The sequence below is a fragment of the Virgibacillus dokdonensis genome (assembly GCF_900166595.1).
GTDB classification, from domain to species: domain Bacteria; phylum Bacillota; class Bacilli; order Bacillales; family Amphibacillaceae; genus Virgibacillus; species Virgibacillus dokdonensis.
The window spans coordinates 3,874,198-3,896,022 of sequence record NZ_LT745763.1 but is presented as its reverse complement, the minus strand read 5'-3'; the positions used below and the strand labels follow the sequence as shown (position 1 = coordinate 3,896,022).

At 37.3% G+C, this 21,825-nt stretch carries 21 protein-coding genes; 20 read left to right on the top strand and 1 reads right to left on the bottom strand.

Annotation, left to right across the window (positions count from 1 at the left end):
• Positions 1-24: 24 nt before the first annotated feature.
• The 3 genes from B2C77_RS19610 (at position 25) to rocF (ending at position 4,134) form a co-directional block, all read left to right on the top strand.
• Complete coding sequence (locus B2C77_RS19610; RefSeq protein WP_237342805.1) at positions 25-1,764, top strand: ABC transporter permease; 1,740 nt, start codon at positions 25-27, stop codon at positions 1,762-1,764.
• Entirely contained in the window at positions 1,761-2,807 is a 1,047-nt protein-coding gene (locus tag B2C77_RS19605) for an ABC transporter ATP-binding protein (RefSeq protein ID WP_077706578.1), read from the top strand. The genes B2C77_RS19610 and B2C77_RS19605 overlap by 4 nt, the downstream gene beginning before the upstream one ends.
• A 424-nt stretch (positions 2,808-3,231) precedes the next feature.
• A complete protein-coding gene (gene rocF / locus B2C77_RS19600) occupies positions 3,232-4,134 on the top strand; it encodes an arginase (RefSeq protein ID WP_077706577.1) in 903 nt (300 codons plus the stop codon).
• 125 nt (positions 4,135-4,259) lie between these two features.
• Here the strand turns inward: rocF and B2C77_RS19595 are convergent, their stop codons facing one another.
• Entirely contained in the window at positions 4,260-4,427 is a 168-nt protein-coding gene (locus B2C77_RS19595; RefSeq protein ID WP_077706576.1) for an aspartyl-phosphate phosphatase Spo0E family protein, read from the bottom strand.
• A gap of 146 nt (positions 4,428-4,573) precedes the next feature.
• Between B2C77_RS19595 and sigW the strand changes: the two genes are divergently transcribed.
• The 17 genes from sigW to B2C77_RS19510 all read left to right on the top strand — a co-directional run bounded on the left by sigW (position 4,574) and on the right by B2C77_RS19510 (position 21,549).
• Complete coding sequence (gene sigW / locus B2C77_RS19590; protein ID WP_073012397.1) at positions 4,574-5,137, top strand: RNA polymerase sigma factor SigW; 564 nt, start codon at positions 4,574-4,576, stop codon at positions 5,135-5,137.
• Between the two features lie 15 nt (positions 5,138-5,152).
• Positions 5,153-5,785, top strand: a complete 633-nt coding sequence (gene rsiW / locus B2C77_RS19585; protein ID WP_077706575.1) for an anti-sigma-W factor RsiW — start codon at positions 5,153-5,155, stop codon at positions 5,783-5,785.
• Between the two features lie 436 nt (positions 5,786-6,221).
• Entirely contained in the window at positions 6,222-7,043 is an 822-nt protein-coding gene (cdaA, locus tag B2C77_RS19580; RefSeq protein WP_077706574.1) for a diadenylate cyclase CdaA, read from the top strand.
• Positions 7,036-8,277, top strand: a complete 1,242-nt coding sequence (locus B2C77_RS19575; RefSeq protein WP_077706573.1) for a CdaR family protein — start codon at positions 7,036-7,038, stop codon at positions 8,275-8,277. The genes cdaA and B2C77_RS19575 overlap by 8 nt, the downstream gene beginning before the upstream one ends.
• 51 nt (positions 8,278-8,328) lie before the next feature.
• Complete coding sequence (gene glmM / locus B2C77_RS19570; protein WP_077706572.1) at positions 8,329-9,675, top strand: phosphoglucosamine mutase; 1,347 nt, start codon at positions 8,329-8,331, stop codon at positions 9,673-9,675.
• A 356-nt stretch (positions 9,676-10,031) separates the two neighbouring features.
• Positions 10,032-10,721 (top strand): response regulator transcription factor, encoded by a 690-nt coding sequence (locus B2C77_RS19565; RefSeq protein ID WP_176087408.1) that lies wholly within the window; start codon positions 10,032-10,034, stop codon positions 10,719-10,721.
• Positions 10,721-12,100 carry a sensor histidine kinase gene (locus tag B2C77_RS19560; protein WP_077706570.1) on the top strand — a complete coding sequence of 460 codons (1,380 nt, stop codon included), beginning with the start codon at positions 10,721-10,723 and terminating at the stop codon, positions 12,098-12,100. The genes B2C77_RS19565 and B2C77_RS19560 overlap by 1 nt, the downstream gene beginning before the upstream one ends.
• 63 nt (positions 12,101-12,163) lie before the next feature.
• Positions 12,164-13,201: an ABC transporter permease gene (locus tag B2C77_RS19555; RefSeq protein WP_077706569.1), complete on the top strand. Its 1,038-nt coding sequence runs from the start codon at positions 12,164-12,166 to the stop codon at positions 13,199-13,201.
• The gene (locus tag B2C77_RS19550) at positions 13,198-13,857 is read left to right on the top strand and encodes an ABC transporter ATP-binding protein (protein WP_077706568.1); all 660 of its coding nucleotides are present in this window, start codon (positions 13,198-13,200) and stop codon (positions 13,855-13,857) included. The genes B2C77_RS19555 and B2C77_RS19550 overlap by 4 nt, the downstream gene beginning before the upstream one ends.
• 799 nt (positions 13,858-14,656) lie before the next feature.
• Positions 14,657-16,453 carry a S9 family peptidase gene (locus B2C77_RS19545; protein WP_077706567.1) on the top strand — a complete coding sequence of 599 codons (1,797 nt, stop codon included), beginning with the start codon at positions 14,657-14,659 and terminating at the stop codon, positions 16,451-16,453.
• Between the two features lie 600 nt (positions 16,454-17,053).
• Positions 17,054-17,812, top strand: a complete 759-nt coding sequence (locus tag B2C77_RS19540) for a DeoR/GlpR family DNA-binding transcription regulator (protein ID WP_077706566.1) — start codon at positions 17,054-17,056, stop codon at positions 17,810-17,812.
• Between the two features lie 26 nt (positions 17,813-17,838).
• A complete protein-coding gene (lacA, locus tag B2C77_RS19535; RefSeq protein ID WP_077706565.1) occupies positions 17,839-18,267 on the top strand; it encodes a galactose-6-phosphate isomerase subunit LacA in 429 nt (142 codons plus the stop codon).
• A 10-nt stretch (positions 18,268-18,277) separates the two neighbouring features.
• Positions 18,278-18,793 (top strand): galactose-6-phosphate isomerase subunit LacB, encoded by a 516-nt coding sequence (gene lacB / locus B2C77_RS19530; RefSeq protein WP_077706564.1) that lies wholly within the window; start codon positions 18,278-18,280, stop codon positions 18,791-18,793.
• Positions 18,794-18,831: 38 nt separating this feature from the next.
• The gene (locus B2C77_RS19525) at positions 18,832-19,308 is read left to right on the top strand and encodes a PTS sugar transporter subunit IIA (protein WP_176087375.1); all 477 of its coding nucleotides are present in this window, start codon (positions 18,832-18,834) and stop codon (positions 19,306-19,308) included.
• 15 nt (positions 19,309-19,323) lie between these two features.
• Positions 19,324-19,626, top strand: a complete 303-nt coding sequence (locus B2C77_RS19520; RefSeq protein ID WP_077706563.1) for a PTS fructose transporter subunit IIB — start codon at positions 19,324-19,326, stop codon at positions 19,624-19,626.
• Positions 19,627-19,653: 27 nt separating this feature from the next.
• The gene (locus B2C77_RS19515) at positions 19,654-21,066 is read left to right on the top strand and encodes a PTS galactitol transporter subunit IIC (protein ID WP_077706562.1); all 1,413 of its coding nucleotides are present in this window, start codon (positions 19,654-19,656) and stop codon (positions 21,064-21,066) included.
• 294 nt (positions 21,067-21,360) lie between these two features.
• On the top strand, positions 21,361-21,549 hold the full coding sequence (locus tag B2C77_RS19510) for a hypothetical protein (RefSeq protein ID WP_077706561.1): 189 nt from the start codon (positions 21,361-21,363) through the stop codon (positions 21,547-21,549).
• Positions 21,550-21,825 lie beyond the last annotated feature (276 nt).

Genomic DNA, 21,825 nt, shown 5'->3' with positions numbered 1-21,825 from the left:
GTTATCCAATTGTAGGTGATTGTATTGAGAAGATTGCTAGGAAAGTCGCAAACAAATAATAGGGGAACGCAGCACCAAGCGTCCCCTACAAACCTATTTCAACTATCAACGAAAACGATCGGACTAATCGTAGTAGTTATCTTTTTCATCGTTCCTATCGTTCGATTAATATGGAAGAGCTTTTCATCTGATCAAGGAATAACGCTTCAATTTTACAAGGATATATTACGAGAGCCAAGGACATGGGAAGTTTTACAAAATACGATGATTATTGTAGTGCTGTCGACGGCAATTGCTTTTATCTTAGGAACAGCTTTTGCTTGGATTGTGGCGTATACAAATATTCGTTGGAAAAAGCTTGTGCAGCTTTTTGTGTTTTTGCCTTTCATTATACCTTCCTATATTACATCTTTAGCATGGGTGCAATTCTTTGGACCTGGTGGATTAATGGAACGAATGTTAACCTATGTATCTCTTCCCGCAATATCGTGGGATTTATATAGTATGTCAGGCATCATTTTTGTTATGGCGATTAGTCATTTTCCATTAGTGTATTTGTTTTCTGTCCATGTGTTTCGGAAAATACCACGAGAAATGGAATTAGCCGCACAAATTTCAGGCTCATCCCGGTGGAAAGCTTTTAGAAAAATTATTCTTCCCATGGCGTTGCCAGGAATTGTTGGCGGCTCATTTATTGCTTTTTTAGGAAGTTTAGATAATTTTGGTATACCTGCATTTCTTGGAACACCAGCAGATATTCCAGTCTTATCTACATATATTTATCAGCAAGTAATCGGCTTTGGTACTTCCGCATTTCAACGTGCGGCCGTTCTTTCCATGATTTTAGGCGTTGTTGCCGTCGTAGGATTATTTTTTCAATGGCTTGTTTTGCGAAAGTCCAAGCAAGTGGAGACAAGCAGCGTCGATCATTCTCCTAGATATGATTTGGGGAAAAAGCGACCAATCGTAGAGATCGTGATTTGGCTGTTTTTTGCGGTAACGAGTATTTTTCCTCTTATTTCAATGGGGCTGCTATCGTTTTTGCGTGCCTATGGATTGGATTTTGCATGGGAGAATTTTTCTTGGAAAAATTATGCCTATATTTTAACCAGTAATTCCACGTTGGAGGCTATTATAAATAGTATTCAACTAGCAGGTGTCACAGCCGTAGTAGGGATTGTCGTTGGCACTGCATTTGCTTACAAGCGCGTCCGTAATTCAGGTGCAACGACAAAAATAATGGAAACAGCTATTACTATTCCATACGCATTACCAGGAATGGTACTAGCCTTAGCGATGATTTTCGCATGGATGGAGCCTTTACCTGGTTGGAACCCAGGGATTTATGGTTCTGCGCTCATCCTTTATATTGCATACATGACGCGGTTTCTTATTTTACAGATTAGAAGTAGTGTTACCGCCTTTCAACAAGTAAATATAGAAGTGGAAGAAGCTGCGCGAATAAGTGGAACGAATGGATTTGGTAAATGGAAAAAGGTGCTTATTCCGTTAATTACTCCAGGTGTTTTAGGGGGAGCGCTGCTTGTATTTCTGAATGCATTAGCAGAATTAACTGTTTCTTCTATATTATACTCGTCTACATCTGAGACGATAGGGGTGTCGATTTTGAGTTTTCAGCAATCTGGATATTCTTTATATGCAACAGCCTTCTCCACAATTATTGTTGGGCTAATTATTATGGGATATTTGTTACTATTTGCTGTTCAGTATAGCTGGAACAGAAAGGTGGATAAGCGAAAATGAGTACCGTAGTCAAAAATCTAAAGAAAAGCTTTGATGGTTTTCAAGCACTTCATCATATTAACTTATCAATAAAAGATGGGGAATTCCTTGCCATTTTAGGACCTTCGGGTTGTGGAAAAACGACGTTGTTGCGATTATTGGCAGGTTTTGACTCACCAACAGATGGCACAATTTCATTAGCGGGTACAGAAGTAGCTAATGCAAAAAAGGTGGTTGCCCCAGAAAAGCGGAATGTGAGTATGGTTTTTCAGTCTTTTGCTTTATGGCCGCACATGAATGTGAAGGAGCATATTGCGTTTCCGCTTGATCATCACAGGTTTGCTGATCAAGCAGTTACATCTGCTAAGGAAAAACGTATTTTAGAGGTGTTAGAAACTGTGAATTTAAAAGAATTTGCCGATCGCATGCCTGGAGAATTATCAGGTGGGCAAAAACAACGTGTCTCACTGGCACGGGCAATTGCCCCCAAACCTAAGTTATTACTAATGGATGAACCGCTGAGCAATTTAGATGCCGAGCTACGTATGGATATGCGTCGTGAAATTCAACGTCTTCATGCTTTAACAAAAGCTTCTATTGTTTACGTTACACACGATCAAGGCGAAGCGTTAGCGATGGCGGACCGAATTGTTGTGATGAATAAAGGGAAAATAGAACAAATAGGGACACCAGAAGAAATCTACTATCATCCTGAAACGCCTTTTGTAGCAAAATTTGTTGGAAAAGCAAATATATTTACAGGTGAATGGAAAAAAGATGTCTTTCAGCTACAGCAAGGAAAGGTAACTTGGAAAGATTGGGGAATAGCAGAAGCGTTAAAAAGGGAGCAAATGTATATTTTAAGGCCAGAGCAATTGAAGTTATCGCCAAAAATTGCTAACGAATTAACGGGTACGATTAAAACAAAGCAATTTCAAGGCAAAGAATATCATTACTCCATTGAAGTAAATGGACAGGTAATTATTGCTCATGCTCCAATACTAGAACAATATCATGTAGGTGAGGAAGTTGCACTTATACCGATGATTTCAGATGAAAGTTGATATAAAAATAATGTAAGTGGAAAAGAAGTTTCATAAACTATAAAATAGCAACGAGCAGCCATGTACAATGTGGTTGCTCGTTGTTTGGTTATAAGATAAGAAAGCATAAAATTGGTGGCTTGTGTTTTATAACATAACCGAATAAAGCCTCATCCGGCTCCATCGCCCAGCAATTAGGCGACTTCACGAAATGCTCTACGATAAGTCATCGTTGGTTCGTGCATCACCATGATTACTAAACCTTTAGTTGATTCGTTCCAGTCGCTACGTTGTTAAACGGTCGCTTTCTCCTTTGTTACACTATAGGAAGGTATAAAAGTTTAAGGTTTATAGTATAAGAATTTTGCATATATATGCAATTTTTTGTTGAGTTGAGTCATAACCTTTCGTTTGTCTACAATAAAGGAGAAGGGAGGCATTTTTCATGAAATCAACGATATCAATTATTGGGGTTCCGATGGATTTGGGGCAAAGCAGACGTGGGGTAGATATGGGGCCGAGTGCAATGCGTTATGCTGGAGCGGTGCAAAGGTTAGAAGCATTGGGGTATACGTTACATGATCATGGTGACATTGGTATTACTCGACCTGACAAACAAGCAGCCGGACAAAGTTATCAACTAAAGAATTTACCTCAAGTAGTTGAAGCAAATGAAAAATTAGCAACGATGGTTGATCAAACAATAGAAAAAGGGTATTTTCCGTTAGTTTTTGGGGGTGACCATAGCATTGCTATTGGAAGTTTAGCTGGGATTGCTAAACATTATGAACAGCTTGGAGTTATTTGGTATGATGCGCATGGGGATTTGAATACGACGGAGACATCTCCATCAGGTAACATTCATGGAATGCCACTTGCTGTAAGCTTAGGCTTCGGTCATGAACAATTAACGTCGATTGCAGGGTACTCACCTAAGGTAAAGCCGGAAAACATTGTTATTATTGGAGCTCGTTCCCTTGATCCTGGAGAGAGAGAGTTAATACGCGAGAAGGGAATACAAGTTTATACTATGCATGAAGTAGATCGAATAGGCATGTCGAACGTCATTGAGAAAGCGGTTGCTTATTTAAGTCCTCGTACTGATGGGGTGCATGTAAGTGTAGACTTAGATGGTCTTGATCCGTCTGAGGCGCCAGGAGTAGGTACACCAGTTATCGGTGGCATGACTTATCGCGAAAGCCATTTAGCTATGGAAATGTTAGCAGAGGCAGGCATCATTACATCCGCCGAATTTGTGGAAGTCAACCCAATTCTAGATGAGAAAAATAAAACGGCAGCGCTTGCTGTCGGTTTAATGGGATCATTATTTGGTGAAAAATTAAAGTGAAGTTTGTAAAAATATGTTAAAATAAAAAGACATGATTTTTTCATGTCTTTTTTACCCTATAGTCTCTCTTTTTAAATTTCATAATCGTACGAAGAAGTGTTATTTTTTTTTGTAGTCGTGTTTTGTTAATTTTTCCTGTTGTAGTTCGTTGTTGTTACATATTCCAAGATTAATGCATCTAATTCAATACTTGAGTTAATTACTGCTTCAGAGGTCAATGCATGCGAGTTACTGAGAGAGAGCATTTTTTCTCTTTTCATTTCAATTCTTTCCAATAATTTAGAATTACTCACAAATCTATCCTCCTATCTAGTATAATGGTAGGATAGTAGCCGGAAATTTGCAATCATAAATATTTACATTTTATTATTTTTTTTTGAAACTTATTGATCGGTTAAATCGTAACAATATTACCGCATAGTAAAGCGGAGGTACCAATATGGATGAAATGATTAAAGATAGAATTAAACAAGTGAAAAAAGGAGATCAATCCGCTTTTGAAGATGTGGTCTCATTCTTTCAAAATAGGATCTACCAGCACTGTTTTCGCATGCTTGGTAATGCACACGAGGCGGAAGATATAGCGCAAGAGGCTTTTATTCGTGCATATGTCAATATCCATTCTTTTGATGATCAAAGGAAATTTTCGACGTGGTTATATCGAATTGCAACGAATTTAACGATAGACCGTATTCGTAAACGAAAACCAGATCATTATCTAGATGCAGAGGTAAAAGGAACGGAAGGATTGAATATGTATTCCCAGATAGCCGATAAGGGGAGACTACCAGAAGAAGAAGTCGAAGGAATTGAGCTTAAACGCTATATTCATTACGAAATTTCACAGCTTCCTCCGAAGTATCGCAGTATCATAATGTTGCGGTATATTGAAGAATTTTCCCTCCAGGAAATTAGTGAAATTCTGGATATTCCACTTGGGACTGTAAAAACCCGTATTCATCGTGGAAGGGAAACCTTAAGGAAAAAGCTTCGTCACGTGTAAAGGAGTGTGACTCACTTGAATTGTAATAAAGAAGCAGTAGAATTGATGCATTGTTATTTAGATGGAGATATTACAAAAGAGCAGGAGCAGGCGCTCAGTGCGCATTTGGAGAATTGCGAGGCGTGTCAAAAACATTTTCACGAATTGAAACGTACGATTACACTTTTGCAAAGCACAGAACAAATAAAAGCCCCTGCTAATTTCACTGCAAATGTGATGAATAACCTTCCGACAGAGCGGAAGCGATTTAAATATAGAAGATGGTTTAAAGCCCATCCAATTTTAACTGCGGCAGCGATATTTTTTATTTTTATGATTAGCGGTATGTTTTCAGTATGGAATCAAGATAATCAGTTAAGTGTCTCTAAACAGGATAATTTAGTTATTCAAGGGGATACGGTAATTGTACCTGCTGATGTGACGGTTGAAGGGGACTTAGTCGTAAAAAATGGCGACCTCATTATTAACGGGACGATTGATGGAAATGTTACGTTAATTAATGGTGAACTCATTGAAGAACCGATAGAAGGTGATGGCTTGATGGCTTCTGTTGGTGAAATCAATGGAGAGATAGAACATGTAGATCAAATGTTTGAGTGGGTGTGGTATTCCATTAAGGAATTGTTCGAAAATATCTTCTCATTTTAAAAGGATGATGAACCTGAAAACGGAAAACCGAATTCAGGTTTTTTATTGTACGATAAGTATAGTAAATGATGGCTTTTTCCGCCATATAGACTCGGGTTATCCATAGACATGTTTTTCTAAAAGTGTCCTGATAAAATCTTACATCTTATTGGATCTTTTATGTTACAATAGGAATGCTATATAGTCTTATTTTTCACTATAAGAAAAGTGTAAAATGTAACGCTATAGCAGAAGGAAATTACACCTTTTTTATCTTAAAACTTCGCTAATAGAATCGAGTTTTACACTATAGGAAAGCATAAAGGTGTCTAGGGTTTATATTATAAGACTTGGCGACAAGCCAAGTTTTTCTAACAAAATTAGATGAAATGAAGCATTATATTATATGCTTGCATATAACATGCAATAAGAAAATACTGTAGAGGATGTGTACATCATGCTTGATGGGGGATTTGACCTAATACAGCTCCTTAGGATAGGCGTGGATATCGCTCTCGTCTGGTATGTTTTATATAAATTAATCATGCTGATAAGAGGTACGAAGGCTATTCAACTTCTTAAAGGGATTGCAGTGGTACTAGCAGTGTGGTTGTTAAGCATTGTTTTGGATTTACAAACAGTGCGGTGGATTACAAGCCAGGCGATTGACTGGGGGCTTATCGTTATTATTATTCTATTCCAACCAGAGTTGCGTAGGGCATTGGAACAATTAGGGCGTGGCAATATATTTGGACGAAGTGCTCGCTCGGAAGAAGAAATTATTGAAAAGAATATTGATGCCATTATCCAATCCTGTAATTATATGGCTAAACGACGAATTGGTGCGCTGATCACCATTGAACGTGAAACAGGAATAGGAGACTATGCAGAAACTGGTATTCCCATTAATGGAAAACTAACACATCAACTGTTAACAAATATATTTACACCAAACACGCCATTGCATGATGGTGCTGTTATTTTAAAAGGTGACGAAATCATTGCTGCAGCATGCTACTTGCCTTTGTCCGAAAGTCCTTTTATTTCCAAAGAGTTAGGAACAAGGCACCGTGCTGCAATGGGCATTAGTGAGGTTACAGATGCATTAACCATTGTAGTATCCGAAGAAACGGGTGATATATCTTGCACGAAAAATGGCGAGCTACATAGAGAGCTAAGTCAGGAAAGCTTAAGAGATTTATTACACAAGAACCTATCATTAAGTTTGAAAGCCCCTGAAAAAAAGTCAAAAAAAGGGAGGGCAAACAAAAATGGATAGTTGGTTTCGAAGTAAGTGGTTTGTCCGTGTCGTTTCATTAGCTTTTGCCGTTTTCTTTTATATCTTTGTAACGGTTGATCAAAATAGTGTACCAAATAATGGCGATTCCACATTTCCTTCTGGAGATGAGACGCAAAATTTAGAAACACTGGATGAAGTTCCCGTGAATATAGATATTGATAGTGAAAAGTATGTAGTTAGTGGTGTTCCAGAGTATGTTTCTGTCACGTTAGAAGGGTCAGCAGCTGTTTTACAACCAACCCTACGTAATCGGAATTTTGATGTATGGGTAGATTTACAAGAGTTGGAGGCTGGTGAACATACCGTAGAGCTTCAACATGATATTTCTGATAAACTAGATGTATTTATTGAGCCGAAACGAGTAGATGTAATGATTGAAGAGAAATCCACCCAAGAATTTCCAGTAAAAGTTGACTTTATAAATACAGATGACATGGCAGATGGGTATGAGCTTGGTGATTATGAAGTAAGTCCGCAGAAGGTAACAATTACGAGTGCCAAAAGTGTAATTGAAAAAATTGGTATTGTCAAAGCTTATGTCGATGTAAGTGGCTTAGACGAATCGATTGATAATCGAGAAGTTCCTGTAAATGTCTACGATAGCCAAGGCAATGAATTGAGTGTGAATGTAGAGCCAGAAAATGTAGTTATTTCAGCAAACATTACTAATCCAAGTAAAAAAGTACCGGTTAGCGTCCAGACAACTGGCGAGCCTCCTGAGGGGTATGCATTATCCACGATTTCTGCTAATGTAGAGGAAGTGGAAGTGTTTGCGAGAAGCAGTATACTAAAAGATTTAGAAAAAGTTTCTACGGAGGAAATTGATTTAGCGGACATTAAGAAATCGGGTACAATAGAAACAAACTTAGCATTACCTGATGGTGCAACTGTTTCTAATGGAAAGAAGGTTGAAGTTACTGTTGAATTGGAACAGACAAAGGTGTTAGAGGAAGTACCAATTGAAATAGAAGGATTACAAGATGATCTGGAAGTGGCATTTAAAAATCCAGCTGATCCAGAGATGAAATTAACAGTTACAGGAAAACAATCAGATATAGCAGAGTTAAATCGGGAAGACTTTCGAGTGTTTATTGATGTTAAAGATTTAGAACCAGGTACACATGACGTTTCTATTAATGTGGAATCACCAGATGGCTTGTCGGTTGAACCAGAATTTGAGCAAGCATCCATAGAAATTAATGAAACTTCGTGATTAGCTTTTTATTTAAGAATTGGTGGAATTGATAAAAAGGAGAGAAATTACATGGGAAAATATTTTGGAACAGATGGTGTACGAGGAGTGGCAAATAAAGATCTTACACCAGAGTTAGCTTTTAAGCTTGGACGAGCTGGAGGTTACGTGTTAACGAAAGAAACACCACGTGCCAAAATCGTAATAGGACGCGATACCCGTGTATCTGGTCATATGCTTGAAGGAGCACTTGTAGCTGGATTGCTATCTATTGGAGCAGAAGTAATGCGTTTAGGTGTTATTTCCACTCCAGGAGTTGCTTATTTGACAAAAGCAACTAGTTCACAAGCAGGTGTTATGATTTCGGCATCTCATAATCCTGTAGAAGATAATGGGATTAAATTCTTTGGACCAGATGGATTTAAATTGACGGATGATCAGGAATTAGAAATTGAAGCCATTTTGGATGGTGAGGATGAACTCCCTAGACCAATTGGTGCAGAAGTAGGGACGGTTAATGATTATTTTGAAGGTGGACAAAAGTATCTTTCTTATTTGAAAGATACGGTTGATAATGAATTTGATGGATTAAAAATTGCTTTTGACTGTGCACATGGTGCTACTTCAGCCCTTGCTACGCACTTATTCGCTGATCTAGAAGCAGATATCTATTCTATCGGTTCTTCCCCAGATGGACTAAATATTAATGATGGAGTAGGATCGACTCATCCAGAAAAGTTGCAGGGATTTGTCCTTGAAAAAGGCGCAGATGTTGGTTTAGCTTTTGACGGTGACGGTGATCGTTTAATTGCTGTAGATGAACGAGGGAAACTTGTTGACGGCGATCAAATCATGTTTATTTGTGGGAAGTACATGAATGAAAAGGGCGTGCTTCGTCATAGTACCGTTGTGTCTACAGTAATGAGCAATATTGGTTTTTATAAAGCATTAGAGGCAAATGGAATGCGTAGCGACAAAACAAAAGTTGGTGACCGTTACGTGATGGCTGAAATGCGCCAAGGCGGTTACAACCTTGGTGGAGAACAGTCAGGGCATATTATTTTCCTAGACTATAATACAACCGGAGATGGAATGTTATCCGCACTACAATTGGTCAATGTTATGAAAGAGACAGGCAAGCCTTTGTCAGAACTTGCCGATGAAATGAAAATTTATCCACAAGTACTAAAAAATGTTCGTGTAACAGATAAGGATAAAGCAATGCATCATCCAGACATAAAGCAAGCAATTGATGCGGTGGAGCAGGAGCTAGGTACACAAGGTCGCGTGCTCGTTCGTCCTTCAGGTACAGAACCACTTGTTCGTGTCATGGTTGAATCCCCAACTAAGGAAGAATGTGATTTATATGTGAAGCGAATTGTCGATGTGATTGAAAAGCTACTTGGAAGAGATGAATAATAAAAAGGTATAAGAAAAGCTAGGACATAACGCAGAGAACGAATGCAAAACGAAGCCTATTTGGTAGAACACTTTGTGAGTAGCGTTTGTTGAGGAACAGGCACGGAATCGAAGAGATGTGCTATAGCGATGGTTAGCATTTTTTATACAAAAAGCCGAACAATGATCATGCAATTGTTCGGCTTTTTTTTCTGGATTATAGAAAAAGAAAATGTTTATTACCGTGAAATTTAGCGAAAAGCTAAGTTCTTCATCATTGGCTGAGGTCATCGCTTATTTATACTATAATTAAATGGTTCAATTTACTTATAGATGGAGAAGTAGATGCAAAATATATGTTAGTAGGGGTGAAAAACTTGATTACGGTATTAGTTGTAGATGATGATGCGCATATTCGAGAACTATTACGATTGTATTTACAAAAGGAAGGTTATCAAATGGTGGAAGCGGAGGATGGGGAAGAAGCATTATCCATCATGGAACAAACAGATGTACAAGCAGCTATTGTCGACATTATGATGCCTAAGCTGGACGGATTTGATCTATGTAAACATATGCGTACATTTTATAATATTCCAGTACTTATGTTGACGGCAAAGGGAGAGCTTGCAGATAAGGAAAAAGCTTATCGTGCTGGAACAGATGATTATATTGTGAAACCGTTCGAGCCGAAAGAAGTGCTTTTTCGCTTAAAGGCATTGCTCAGGAGATTTCAAATGATCCATGATGATAAGATTCAAATTGGCACGATGTGTATTAATCGTAAAAATTATGAAGTACAAGTAGGTGGGAAAACAATTATTCTGCCTTTAAAAGAGTTTGAGCTGTTAGCACAATTAGCTAGTTATCCTAATCAAATATTTACGAGAGAGCAATTAATTGAGCATGTGTGGGGGTTAGGATATGAAGGAAATGATCGTACAGTAGATGTACATATTAAACGGTTAAGGAAACGGTTTTCCCATTGTCAAAGCGATTTTACGATCCAAACGGTGCGAGGGGTTGGATATAAGCTAGAAACGCTAAAGGCGGGAGGACAGTCTTAATGCGAACATTATATTTTCGTATTATAGTAACCACTTTCGTTATTATGATTGCCAGTTCTATTATTGCTTTTATTGTGAGTAATGGATATTACCAATATGTTTTAAAGCCAAAAAACGATGCCAAAGTTACAGACATTGCGCATAATATTGTTGATTTATATAAAAGTAGTGAGCAGCCACTGGATGAATATTTGTCTGAAATAACGGATTTAGGTTATTCATTTTATTTAACCGATCCATATGGAAGTGATCGATCCTTTGGAAAGCCATTCGATGAAGAGCAAACCTCTAGGGAAGTGGTAGATCGCGTATTGGCTGGCGAAATCTATCATGGTATAAAAAACTATCCGTGGCGTTTATTTGTAACAGGTTTTTTTGATCATACGCTGGCAAATACAATTGGTATTCCTATTGAAAGCAATGAGGGATCGGAATATGCACTATTTGTGCGCCCTAATTCCGCGCAGCAATTTGGAGAAATGCGGCTTTTCTTTGCTGTGCTTATTGTTTTAATCTTATTGCTTAGTTTTCTATTTATTTTGTTTAGTACACGATGGATAGTGAAACCAATTCAATTACTAAAGGCAGCAACAAGAAAAATAGCCGCCGGAAATTATCATATTAAGCTATCTGTTCATCGAAAAGATGAAATTGGTCGTTTAGCCAAAGACTTTTCCATAATGAGTCAGAGTCTACAGCAAACGGAAGAAAAAAGACAAGCTTTTGTGTCCAGTGTGTCTCATGAGATTCAATCTCCACTTACCTCGATTCAAGGATTTTCTCAAGCGCTGCAAGAAGAAGAATTAACGGAGGATGCGAGACGTTATTACTTATCCATTATAGAGAAAGAAAGTAAACGGCTATCTGCTTTAAGCAGGCAATTACTAACACTATCCCAGCTAGACCAAACGGAGGAAAAGTTCGAATTTACAACGTTTCATGTTAATGAACAATGGAAAGATATTATATCCACATTGGAATGGCAATGGAGACAAAAACATATAACCATACAATTTGATAACCATGATACATGGATGAAAGGTGAGCCAAAGCTTCTTTATCAAGTATGGATGAATGTGATGACGAATGCGATTCGTTACACGCCAGATGGCGGAGATGTTTTCATCCATGTACAAAAGCGAAAAAATGACGTGCAAGTGGTGGTGTCGGATACTGGGATTGGCATTGCTGAGGAAGATCTGCGTCAAATCTTTGACCGTTTTTATAAAGTGGATAAGGCTCGAACGAGGAAAGAAGGAGGTACGGGTCTTGGATTAGCGATTGCGAAGAAGATTGTGGAGTTGCACGAGGGGACAATTATGGTGGATAGCGAACTCGGTCAAGGGACGAAGGTAGTCGTCATCCTACCGCAAGTGTAACGATTCGTTCATCCTCTGTTCATATATAGGAGCTATACTATGGTCAGAACGGGAGGGAACAACATGTTTCTGGCCATTAGAGAACTCTTATTTGCAAAAACAAAATATATTTTAATCGGCTTAATTACAACGTTAACGGTAAGTCTTATTTTTATTGTATCTGGTTTAGCTGAAGGCTTATCTGCAGATAATGCATCTTCTATTCAAGGTTTAACAGCCGACTCCCTTGTCTTAGAAGCGGAAGCAGAAGGCGAGTTAGGCAGCTCATTTATTCCAATGCATCAAGCAAAGGAAATAATAAATGATCAAGAACAGGAGGCTAATACGCTCTCTATCCAAATGATGAATGCAACAGTCGGTGGTGGAGACAAGCAAATTAGCCTAGCATTATTTGCAACAGAACGTGATGGTATGTTAATTCCGGAAGTAACGGAAGGGAGGTCTCCTAAGCAAGAAAATGAAGTGCTAGCGGATGAAAGTCTAAAGCAGGATGGCATTCAATTAGGTGATGAATTACAGTTGGGTGAGGAAACGACCTATGTCGTAGCTGGGTTTACAACAGAGCAACGTTATAGCCATACACCAGTTGTGTTTGTTAAAAGCGATGATTTGGAACAAGTGAATGCGGTGGCGGTAAAAGGGGAATCAGTAGCAGATGGTGCTTATTCCACTATTCCTAAAATGGATGCTCTTCATGGTATTCCAAGTTATTCACAAGAACAAGCTTCCCTCAACATGATGATTATTTTTTTGTATGTCATTACTGCGTTTGTACTAGCCGTGTTTTTCTATGTAATGACGTTACAAAAACGAGACCAATTCGGTGTTTTAAAAGCGCTTGGTGCGAATAATAAATATTTAATTTCGGGATTAATCACCCAGGTTATTCTTCTTTCTATCGTTAGCGTAGGGATTGCTACAGCGATTAGCTTTGGACTCGGCGCATTATTCCCAGCTGATATGCCATTTATTTTGAACATGGCAACAATTGTACAACCAGCGATTATTATTATCGTGGTATCTGTGTTAGGGGCAGTCGTATCGCTTTATCAAGTGATCCAGATTGATCCACTAGAAGCGATTGAGGGGGTGGCAACATGACGTTAGTATTAGAGCATGTCCATAAAGTATATCAAGATGGACCAAAAGAGTATGTTGCTTTAAATGATGCTTCTTTACAGGTGCAGGCTGGAGAATTTGTAGCAGTCGTTGGTCCTTCAGGATCAGGAAAAAGTACGCTGTTATCTATTGCAGGCGCATTATTATCACCTACTAGCGGCAAAGTTTTACTGGATGGGGAAAATATTGTAACGCTATCTAAGAAAGAAGTAACGAAGCGCAGGTTGGAAAAAATCGGGTTTATTTTTCAAGCCGCTCATTTACTTCCATATTTAAAAGTGAAGGATCAATTAAATGTTATTTCTGCCCTTGCTCATAAATCGAAGCAGCAAAAAACAGACATACTTGCTCATGTTGGTTTAGAGCACCGTATTCATCATTATCCGAATGAGCTTTCTGGTGGGGAAAGGCAGCGAGTAGCTATTGCTAGAGCATTAGTGAATGATCCGAAACTTATATTGGCGGACGAGCCGACAGCAAGCCTCGACTCTAGTCGCGGACAGGAAGTCGTCAAGCTACTCGCTAATGAGGTGAAAGAGGGCAATAAAGCGGGTGTAATGGTAACGCATGATGAGCGCGTTTTAGGCTATGCTGACAGAATCATTACTATTCGCGATGGAAAAGTGGAATTGGGTTAACGACTAGGGAGGTACCCATCCCGTTGCATGATATGCTCCCACTATGGTAGACAGAGAAATAATAAAAACTCTTTACTACGATATTGGGGGCATTTTCTATGTCTAAAAGAAGAAGTAAACATACGTTAGATGAAAGAATCGAGGCGGCATTACGTGTGATTTACTTACAAAGTGTGTTTATTTAAAGTAATTAAAGGTCATACTGCCTATTATTACTAGTACGATCATAAAAGCAGGACTACCAATAAATGCTCTATCAAATAGATCTTTCTCGTTATCATTTCTATTTCTTCCCATAAAATCGTTCCCTTCTAATTAGCACATACAGATTCATTAAATTGTATTATACATTTAAACGTATCGAGTACTATGAATTTATAGTTTATGCCAAACGATGGTGTTTTTCGCTAAAATTGGTGAACATCCGATCTTTTCTTACTTCCTGGATGGTAACATGAAACGTATAAAAACTTGACATAGATTAATTTTGAAACTAGTCTAAAAATAATAGCATTTTCAGCGAATCATAGAGACATATATTAATGAAGGTGGAAATAAAGTGCTTCCACTATGTAATAATTCAAAGTGCAATTTCTTTTCAATTGCTTTTACGTCATGCTCATAAGTCATAAGTTAGGGGAGGCCTTTTGTGGTATAGAAAATTAGAAGATTCTAAGATGCATAGCATAAGCAAAACTACCGTTTTCTCCATAAAGGAAAGGCGTTAAGCCAAGGTTTTCTAACCTTATTCTCATTTGCATTCTACTAAATCTAACTTAAATGAAGGGAAGAAAATAAAATGATACCATTTCCGAAACCTACTGTGGAACAGTTCTCTCGCACGTTTGCCATCACTAATTTTACTGTAACTCCTAATGAAAAAAGGGTCCTATTCAGCACCAATTTAAATGGAAAAATGAACGTGTGGGCAATGGACTTGCCAAATACGTTCCCATATTTATTTGCTCATCGCGAAGAATCGTGTAGCTTTCTAAAATGTGATCCGGAAAATCGTTATGTACTAGCAGGGTTTGATCAGGATGGTGATGAAAATCATCATATTTATGCTATACCACCAGAAGGAGGGCTGCCACAGCCGCTTGTTACTGGAGACCCGGAAGAAAAGTACTTTTTTGCGCACTTGAGTGATGACGGTGAGCGTATTTATTATATGACATCGGAAGGAAATGCATCATTTTTAAATACGCGTGTTCGCCATTTGAAGGAGGAAAAAGATACCTTGCTTCATGTGGGCGAAGTAGGCCCAACTTTTTTAGAAGCTGTTTCTGAAGAAGAAAAGGCCTTTGTTTTTACACAGACGTATGCCAACACATATGTTATAGGATTTGTAAAAGTGGGCACAGAACAGATCCCGTTAACTTCTGACACGGAGAAAGTACATGTTGTCATGGATCCAGTATTTGTAGACGAAACGACGATTTTCTTTTTAACCGATTATGAGGATGAATATACGTATTTAGCCAAGTTCGATGTGAATAGCAGAACATTTTCTAAAGTTATAGCCGTTGAAGAAGAAAGTATTAATTTCCTAAAATGGAACAAGGAAAAACAATGCTTTTATTTCGTAACAGAAAAAGGGGTGACGGATAAGCTATATCAATTTGATCTTATAAAAAAAGAGCTGCTTACGATAGATGCACCAACAGACACGATCGATCAATTGGTAGTTGCGAAGTCAGGCAATCTTTATGTGTTAGGTAGAGCGGCGACATCACCGGCAAATATTTATCGGTGTACATACGAGGGTGGAAGTTGGACGATGCTAACGAATAATCGTGTTCTCGGCGTTGCCAGTGAAGAGATGGTTGTGCCTGAGGTTGTGACGTACCGGTCCTATGATGGAATGGAAATCGAAGCATTATTATTTAAAGCTCACGCCCACTATGATAATGGCTATACTATTTTTTGGCCGCATGGTGGACCACAAGCAGCAGAACGAAAAGAATTCCGTTCCATGTTTCAAGCACTGCTAAATCGTGGTTATTCGATATTTGCCCCTAATTTCCGAGGAAGTACTGGATACGGAGCATCATTTGTAAAGATGGTTGAACAAGACTGGGGAGAGGGACCGCGTCTTGATTGTTTGGAAGGAATAAAGTGGTTATTTGATAACGACATTACTACGAAAGAAAAATTATTTTTAGTTGGTGGAAGCTACGGTGGTTATATGGCGCTACTATTGCATGGTCGCCATCCTGAGTACTTTAAAGCTGTTGTAGATATTTTTGGACCGTCTGACTTATTTACATTTGTAAACTCGGTGCCTCCGCATTGGAAACCAATGATGGACCGTTGGCTTGGCGATCCAGAACGAGACAAAGAACGATTCATTACGGATTCCCCTGTAACGTACTTAGAAGGTATGACAAAGCCAATGCTCGTCATCCAAGGTGCGAAAGATCCTCGAGTTGTAAAAGCAGAATCGGACCAAATTGTCGCTAAATTGAAGGAAAAAGGTCGTGATGTTGACTATCTTGTACTTGAAGATGAAGGACATGGCTTTTCTAAAAAAGAGAACGAAATTAAAGTGTATCAACGTATGCTTGACTTTTTAGATCAGCACAGAGATAGCTAGCATGAAGGGGAGTTTTAATCAGAGTGGGTCTTCGCTTTATGGTTTTATCCCCTGACTGACGTCTTCTAATGATGAAAATGGGCGTCTTACACTACCTTATATTTGGAATACACGAAGAGCGTAGATGGGAATCTGCGCTCTTCGTTATTTTAATGGAAACGTTATGTTTTCATTTAGCAGACTATCTTCTCTATTATGAAAGTATTTAAAGAAAAGTATGCCATGCAAAAAATAATGGATTTTAAAATCAGCTATGATGCTGTAAGTTAGAATATGAATGATAACCTGGCTAAACAAGCTCCCATTCATGAGTAAATTTGAGTGCTAGATTTTTAATAACTTTATAGCAATGAAAAGATCGAAAATGTTTGTTTTGTTCGAACAATAACCATTCTTTAACGAACATATAAAAATCTGCAATCCTTCTAAGGTTGTAACTAAGTATTAAAGGCAATTTATTTCTTGATTTACATTATAATGGCTGTGAATTCAATTATGAATTATGTTTGAACAAACTAGGAATAAGATTGAATGAAACGCTTTCATATACTATACTAACATTATAGAACAATTCAAACATAAAAGAACAGGAGGCTGGATATGTTGAAAGAAAATCGACAAAAGCAAATATTGAATTTAATAGATGAGAAAGGATTTCTGAAGGTAGCTGAAGCCTCCAATTTATTAAGTGTAGCTGAAATGACCATTCGACGTGATTTAATGGAGCTGGAGGAAATGGGTTTAATAGAAAGAGTGCATGGGGGAGCAAAAAGAAGGGTCCAGAAAAAGACGCATTATACTGAATTATCCCATTTGCAAAAACAAGCGCTTCATATAGATGAGAAAAAGCATATAGCGAAAAAAGCAGCAGAATTAATTGAAGAAAACGATGTTTTGTTCATTGGTGCAGGAACCACAACGGAATACATTTATGATTATATAAACGTTAATGCAGCAAAAATAATTACCAATTCTATCTCGGTGTTTAATCGGTTTAAGGACGATGCAAGGTATGACCTTATTTTAATAGGTGGTAGATTACGTGAACGTACGGGAACTTTTATTGGATATTTCACACGAAAGTGGATACAAGATATAAAAGTCCAAAAAGTCTTTATCGGTACAAATGGGATAAAAAATGACCATATAACTACTGCAGAAGAGGAGGAAGGTGTTGTCCAACAAATAATATTGAAAAATTCTGATGAGAATTATATTTTGGCAGACAGCTCTAAATTTGGTGTAGAAGCTTTTCAGGTATTGTGCCACATTGATGCGATAGACGGGATTGTTACTGATCGTAAATTGTCTCCCCAGTTTAAAAATTATTATCAAAATAAGTGCAACATGATTATGTAAAAACGATAAAATGGGAGGTTTTAAAAATGAAAGTAGTAATGGGTAGTGATGTTAAAGGATTTGAGCTTAAAGAATTTATTAAGCAGCGCCTTGTGTATTTAGGGTACGACGTTGAGGATATAACTCCCAAAAAAATGAACGATTTTTATGATGTAACTATTGATTTGACTGAGTTTATTCAAAAACATGATGGTAGCCAAGGAGTGATGTTTGATGAATATGGAGTTGGTCCATTTATGATTGCAAATAAATGTAAAGGTATTATATGTGCAAATGTATTTGACGAACACTCTGCAAAAATGACAAGAGCTCATAATAATACAAATATGATTACAATTGGAGCGGGCATTGTGGGAAATAGGTTGGCCGAAAGAATAGTTGAAACATTTTTAGCTTCAGATTATGAAGGTGGAAGGCATCAAATTCGAGTGGATATGCTAAATAAAATGTGTTAGGGGTGGAATAATGAGAATTTCTATAGGATGCGACCATATTGTTACAGAAGTAAAAGATCATTTTGTGAAGTATTTAGCGGAAAGTGGTCACGAAGTTATTGATAATGGAACCCATGACAAAGAACGTACACATTATCCGATCTATGGTAAAAAGACAGCTGAAAAAGTTGTTCTTGGCGCAGCTGATTTAGGAATTGTTATTTGTGGGACTGGCGTAGGGATTTCAGTCAGTGCCAATAAAGTACAGGGTGCTCGTGCTGCTTTGGTTAGAGATGTAGAGGCTGCCCGATATGCCAAAGAAAACTTACATGCAAATATTATTGCGATGGGAGGGAGAATTACAGGTATAGGGTTAATGGAAGATATAGTAGATGCATTTATTAAAACTAAATACAAAGCAACACCTGAAGAAGAGGAAGTGATAAAAAAAATAGATCGCCTTGTAGGTAATGAGGAACAATTGAATAATGACCATTACTTTGATGAATTTATTGACAAATGGGAGCAGGGAGCGTATCAAGATTAAACAGAAAACAATCTTGTTTATAGATGGTGGTGAGAAAAATGAGTGTATGTTGTTCTCTTTTCGAAAAGGATCTCATTTTATTTAGTGACGCACAAACACAAGATGAAGTTTTTGATGAAATAGGGAATATTTTAATGGAAAAAGGACTTGTTAAAGAAAGCTTTATAGAGGCTATTAAAAGTAGAGAAAAGGAATATCCAACAGGACTAGACCTTTCTCCTGTTGAAAAAGGATTGTCAAATGTTGCTATCCCCCATACAGAACCAGAATATTGTAGATCGCAATCCATTGTTTTTGTGAAATTAAATAATGAAGTAACCTTTAAAAATATGATTAGTCCAGAAGTAGATGTAAGTGTTACTTATTTGTTTTTTATTATTAATAATAAAAAACAAAATCAAACCAATGTATTATCTAATTTAATGGCTTTTTTGACAAATAAAGAGAATGTTAAGAATCTAGATACATTAAATTCAGCCGAACCCATTTATAACTTTTTAACCAATAAATTTTAAAAGGAGAGGTGTAAAATGATTAAAATTTTAGCGGCGTGTGGAGCGGGTATTAACTCAAGTCATCAGATTAAAACAGCAATTGAGGAAGAAATGAAAAAAAGAGGTTATGATGTCAAGGTAGATGCTGTAGTAGTAAAGGATATTAACAAGGAGATGATGGATCAGTATGATATTTTCACTCCAATTTCTAAGATTAAATTTAGCTTTGATATAAATATTCCTACAATAGAGGCCGGGCCTATTCTCTACCGCATACCTGCTATGGCGGAACCAGTTTTCGAAGAATTAGTAAGCGCTATCAAAAAAATAAAGAAATAAACTTATTTCTTGAAAGGTGTGTGAAGAATGGAAGCAATTATTAAATTTGCAAACTCAATATTTCAGCCTATTATTGATTTAGGTGCAGCACCAATGATGTTTATATTACTTACTTTGCTTGCGGTATTAATGAGAGTTAAAGTGAGTAAAGCGCTTGAAGGCGGTCTTAAATTAGCAATCGCATTAACGGGTATTGGGGCAGTTATTGATTTATTGACTAGTAATTTTGCACCTGCCTTGCAGGATTTTGTAAAGTCTACCGGCATCGAATTAACTATCACTGATGTAGGCTGGGCTCCGCTTGCTACCATTACTTGGGGATCGGCATATACGTTATTTTTCTTAATGATTTTAGTTATTGTCAATCTTGTATTATTAGTTTTGAATAAAACGGACACACTTGATGTAGATATTTTTAACTTTTGGCATTTATCGATAACGGGTCTGCTAGTTATGTTTTATTCTAATAATCTTTTTATTGCTACTCTATTAGTTATCATGTTAGGAGTTATGAAATTTATCAACGCTGATTTAATGAAGCCAACATTTAATGATTTACTGGACATGCCTGAATCGAATCCAACGACAACGACACATTTAAACTTTTTGCTAAACCCTTTAATTATGCTATTTGATAAATTCTTTGAAAAGGTAATGCCATTTCTTGATAAATACGATTTTGACGCAGCGTGGTTGAATGAAAAGATAGGTTTCTGGGGAAGTAAATTTGCTATTGGTATTTACTTAGGGGCTTTTGTTGGTTTGTTAGGGCAACAATCCGTCACAACTATCTTCGCATTAGCTTTTATTGGTGGTACAGCTCTTGAATTATTTTCTATAGTCGGCACATGGTTTATAGCTGCGATGGAGCCAATTTCTCAAGGAATTACAACCTTTATGAGTAAGCGTTTACAAGGTCGGACTTTTAATATTGGTATTGATTGGCCGTTCCTAGCAGCTCGTCCTGAAATGTGGGCAGCAGCTAATGTCTTAGCTCCAATTATGCTATTTATTGCTCTCATTTTACCTGGTAATGGTATTCTTCCTTTAGGAGGTATTATTGCAATTGGTTTAACTCCGGCTTTGTTAGTTGTTTGTCGAGGGAAAATTATCCGAATGATTTTAATAGGTACCATTATGATTCCCGTCTTTCTTTGGTCAGGGACAGTAATAGCGCCATTTGTAACAGACGTTGCAACATCTGTTGGAGCCATGCCTTCTGGAATTGAAAGTGGAGCACTCATTACACATTCTACACTGGAGGGGCCAGTTGAAAAATTTATTGCTATATTAATAGGGAAAGCTGCTAATGGTTTCGAATTAATACCAGTGTTAACAGCGTTGGGAACAATTGCAGCATATTTGAGCTTATTTGTTTGGTATGTAAAACAGATGAAGAAACGTAATAAAGAATATAAAGATGAAAAAAAAGCAGCCTAATAATAGTCTTATAATAAAAAGGATTCGACTTTTAAAAGGCTGTGTATAGGTGCTAACTATTAAGTTAGATAAGTTATTCTAAACAAGGAAGAGAGAGTTGTCAAATTTTTTACACTGTAAACTTAATAAGCTTATTCAATATGTGTTGTTAAAACACCAAAGAAATGCTTGTTAGTGTCATGCATGAATATGTAGGAGATAATTATGGAGTTAGGCTCTTAATTATCTCCTTATTTTTATTTGCAACTGTATTACGATGAAGGTCATAAATTAAAACACGCAAGAAGAGTTACAATGACACATTTAGCATTTTTAATACCCGCTATTTTAGTATATGTCTATATATTTAGGGATTTCGCTTTATATAATGGGGATACATTTAAATTACTAGTTTTTGGAATTATCATTATTCAGTTTACTGCTTTTTTTATACAGTCTAGCTTGTATTACAAACGAATGAAGAAAAAAGTGGAAAGATATTAAAAGTTTAGATAGAAACAAAGATGTGTTCCTTTAGATGGTGAAATATCAGTCAGGAAATTGGCTGATATTTTTTGCATTTTAAAAGCAGTATGGATGGTATTTTACTAGCCGCGGTTAATTGGGGAAATGCATCTTATCTACAAGGGTAATTTTTGACACAAAACGTGTATCACGTAAATAAGTTGTTGGAAGATACAAGCTGGCAAGTTTAAGAGGAGATAACAGTACTTAAATCGCCACTTAAATTTAACTGATTTAAGATTCACTTTAAAGGAT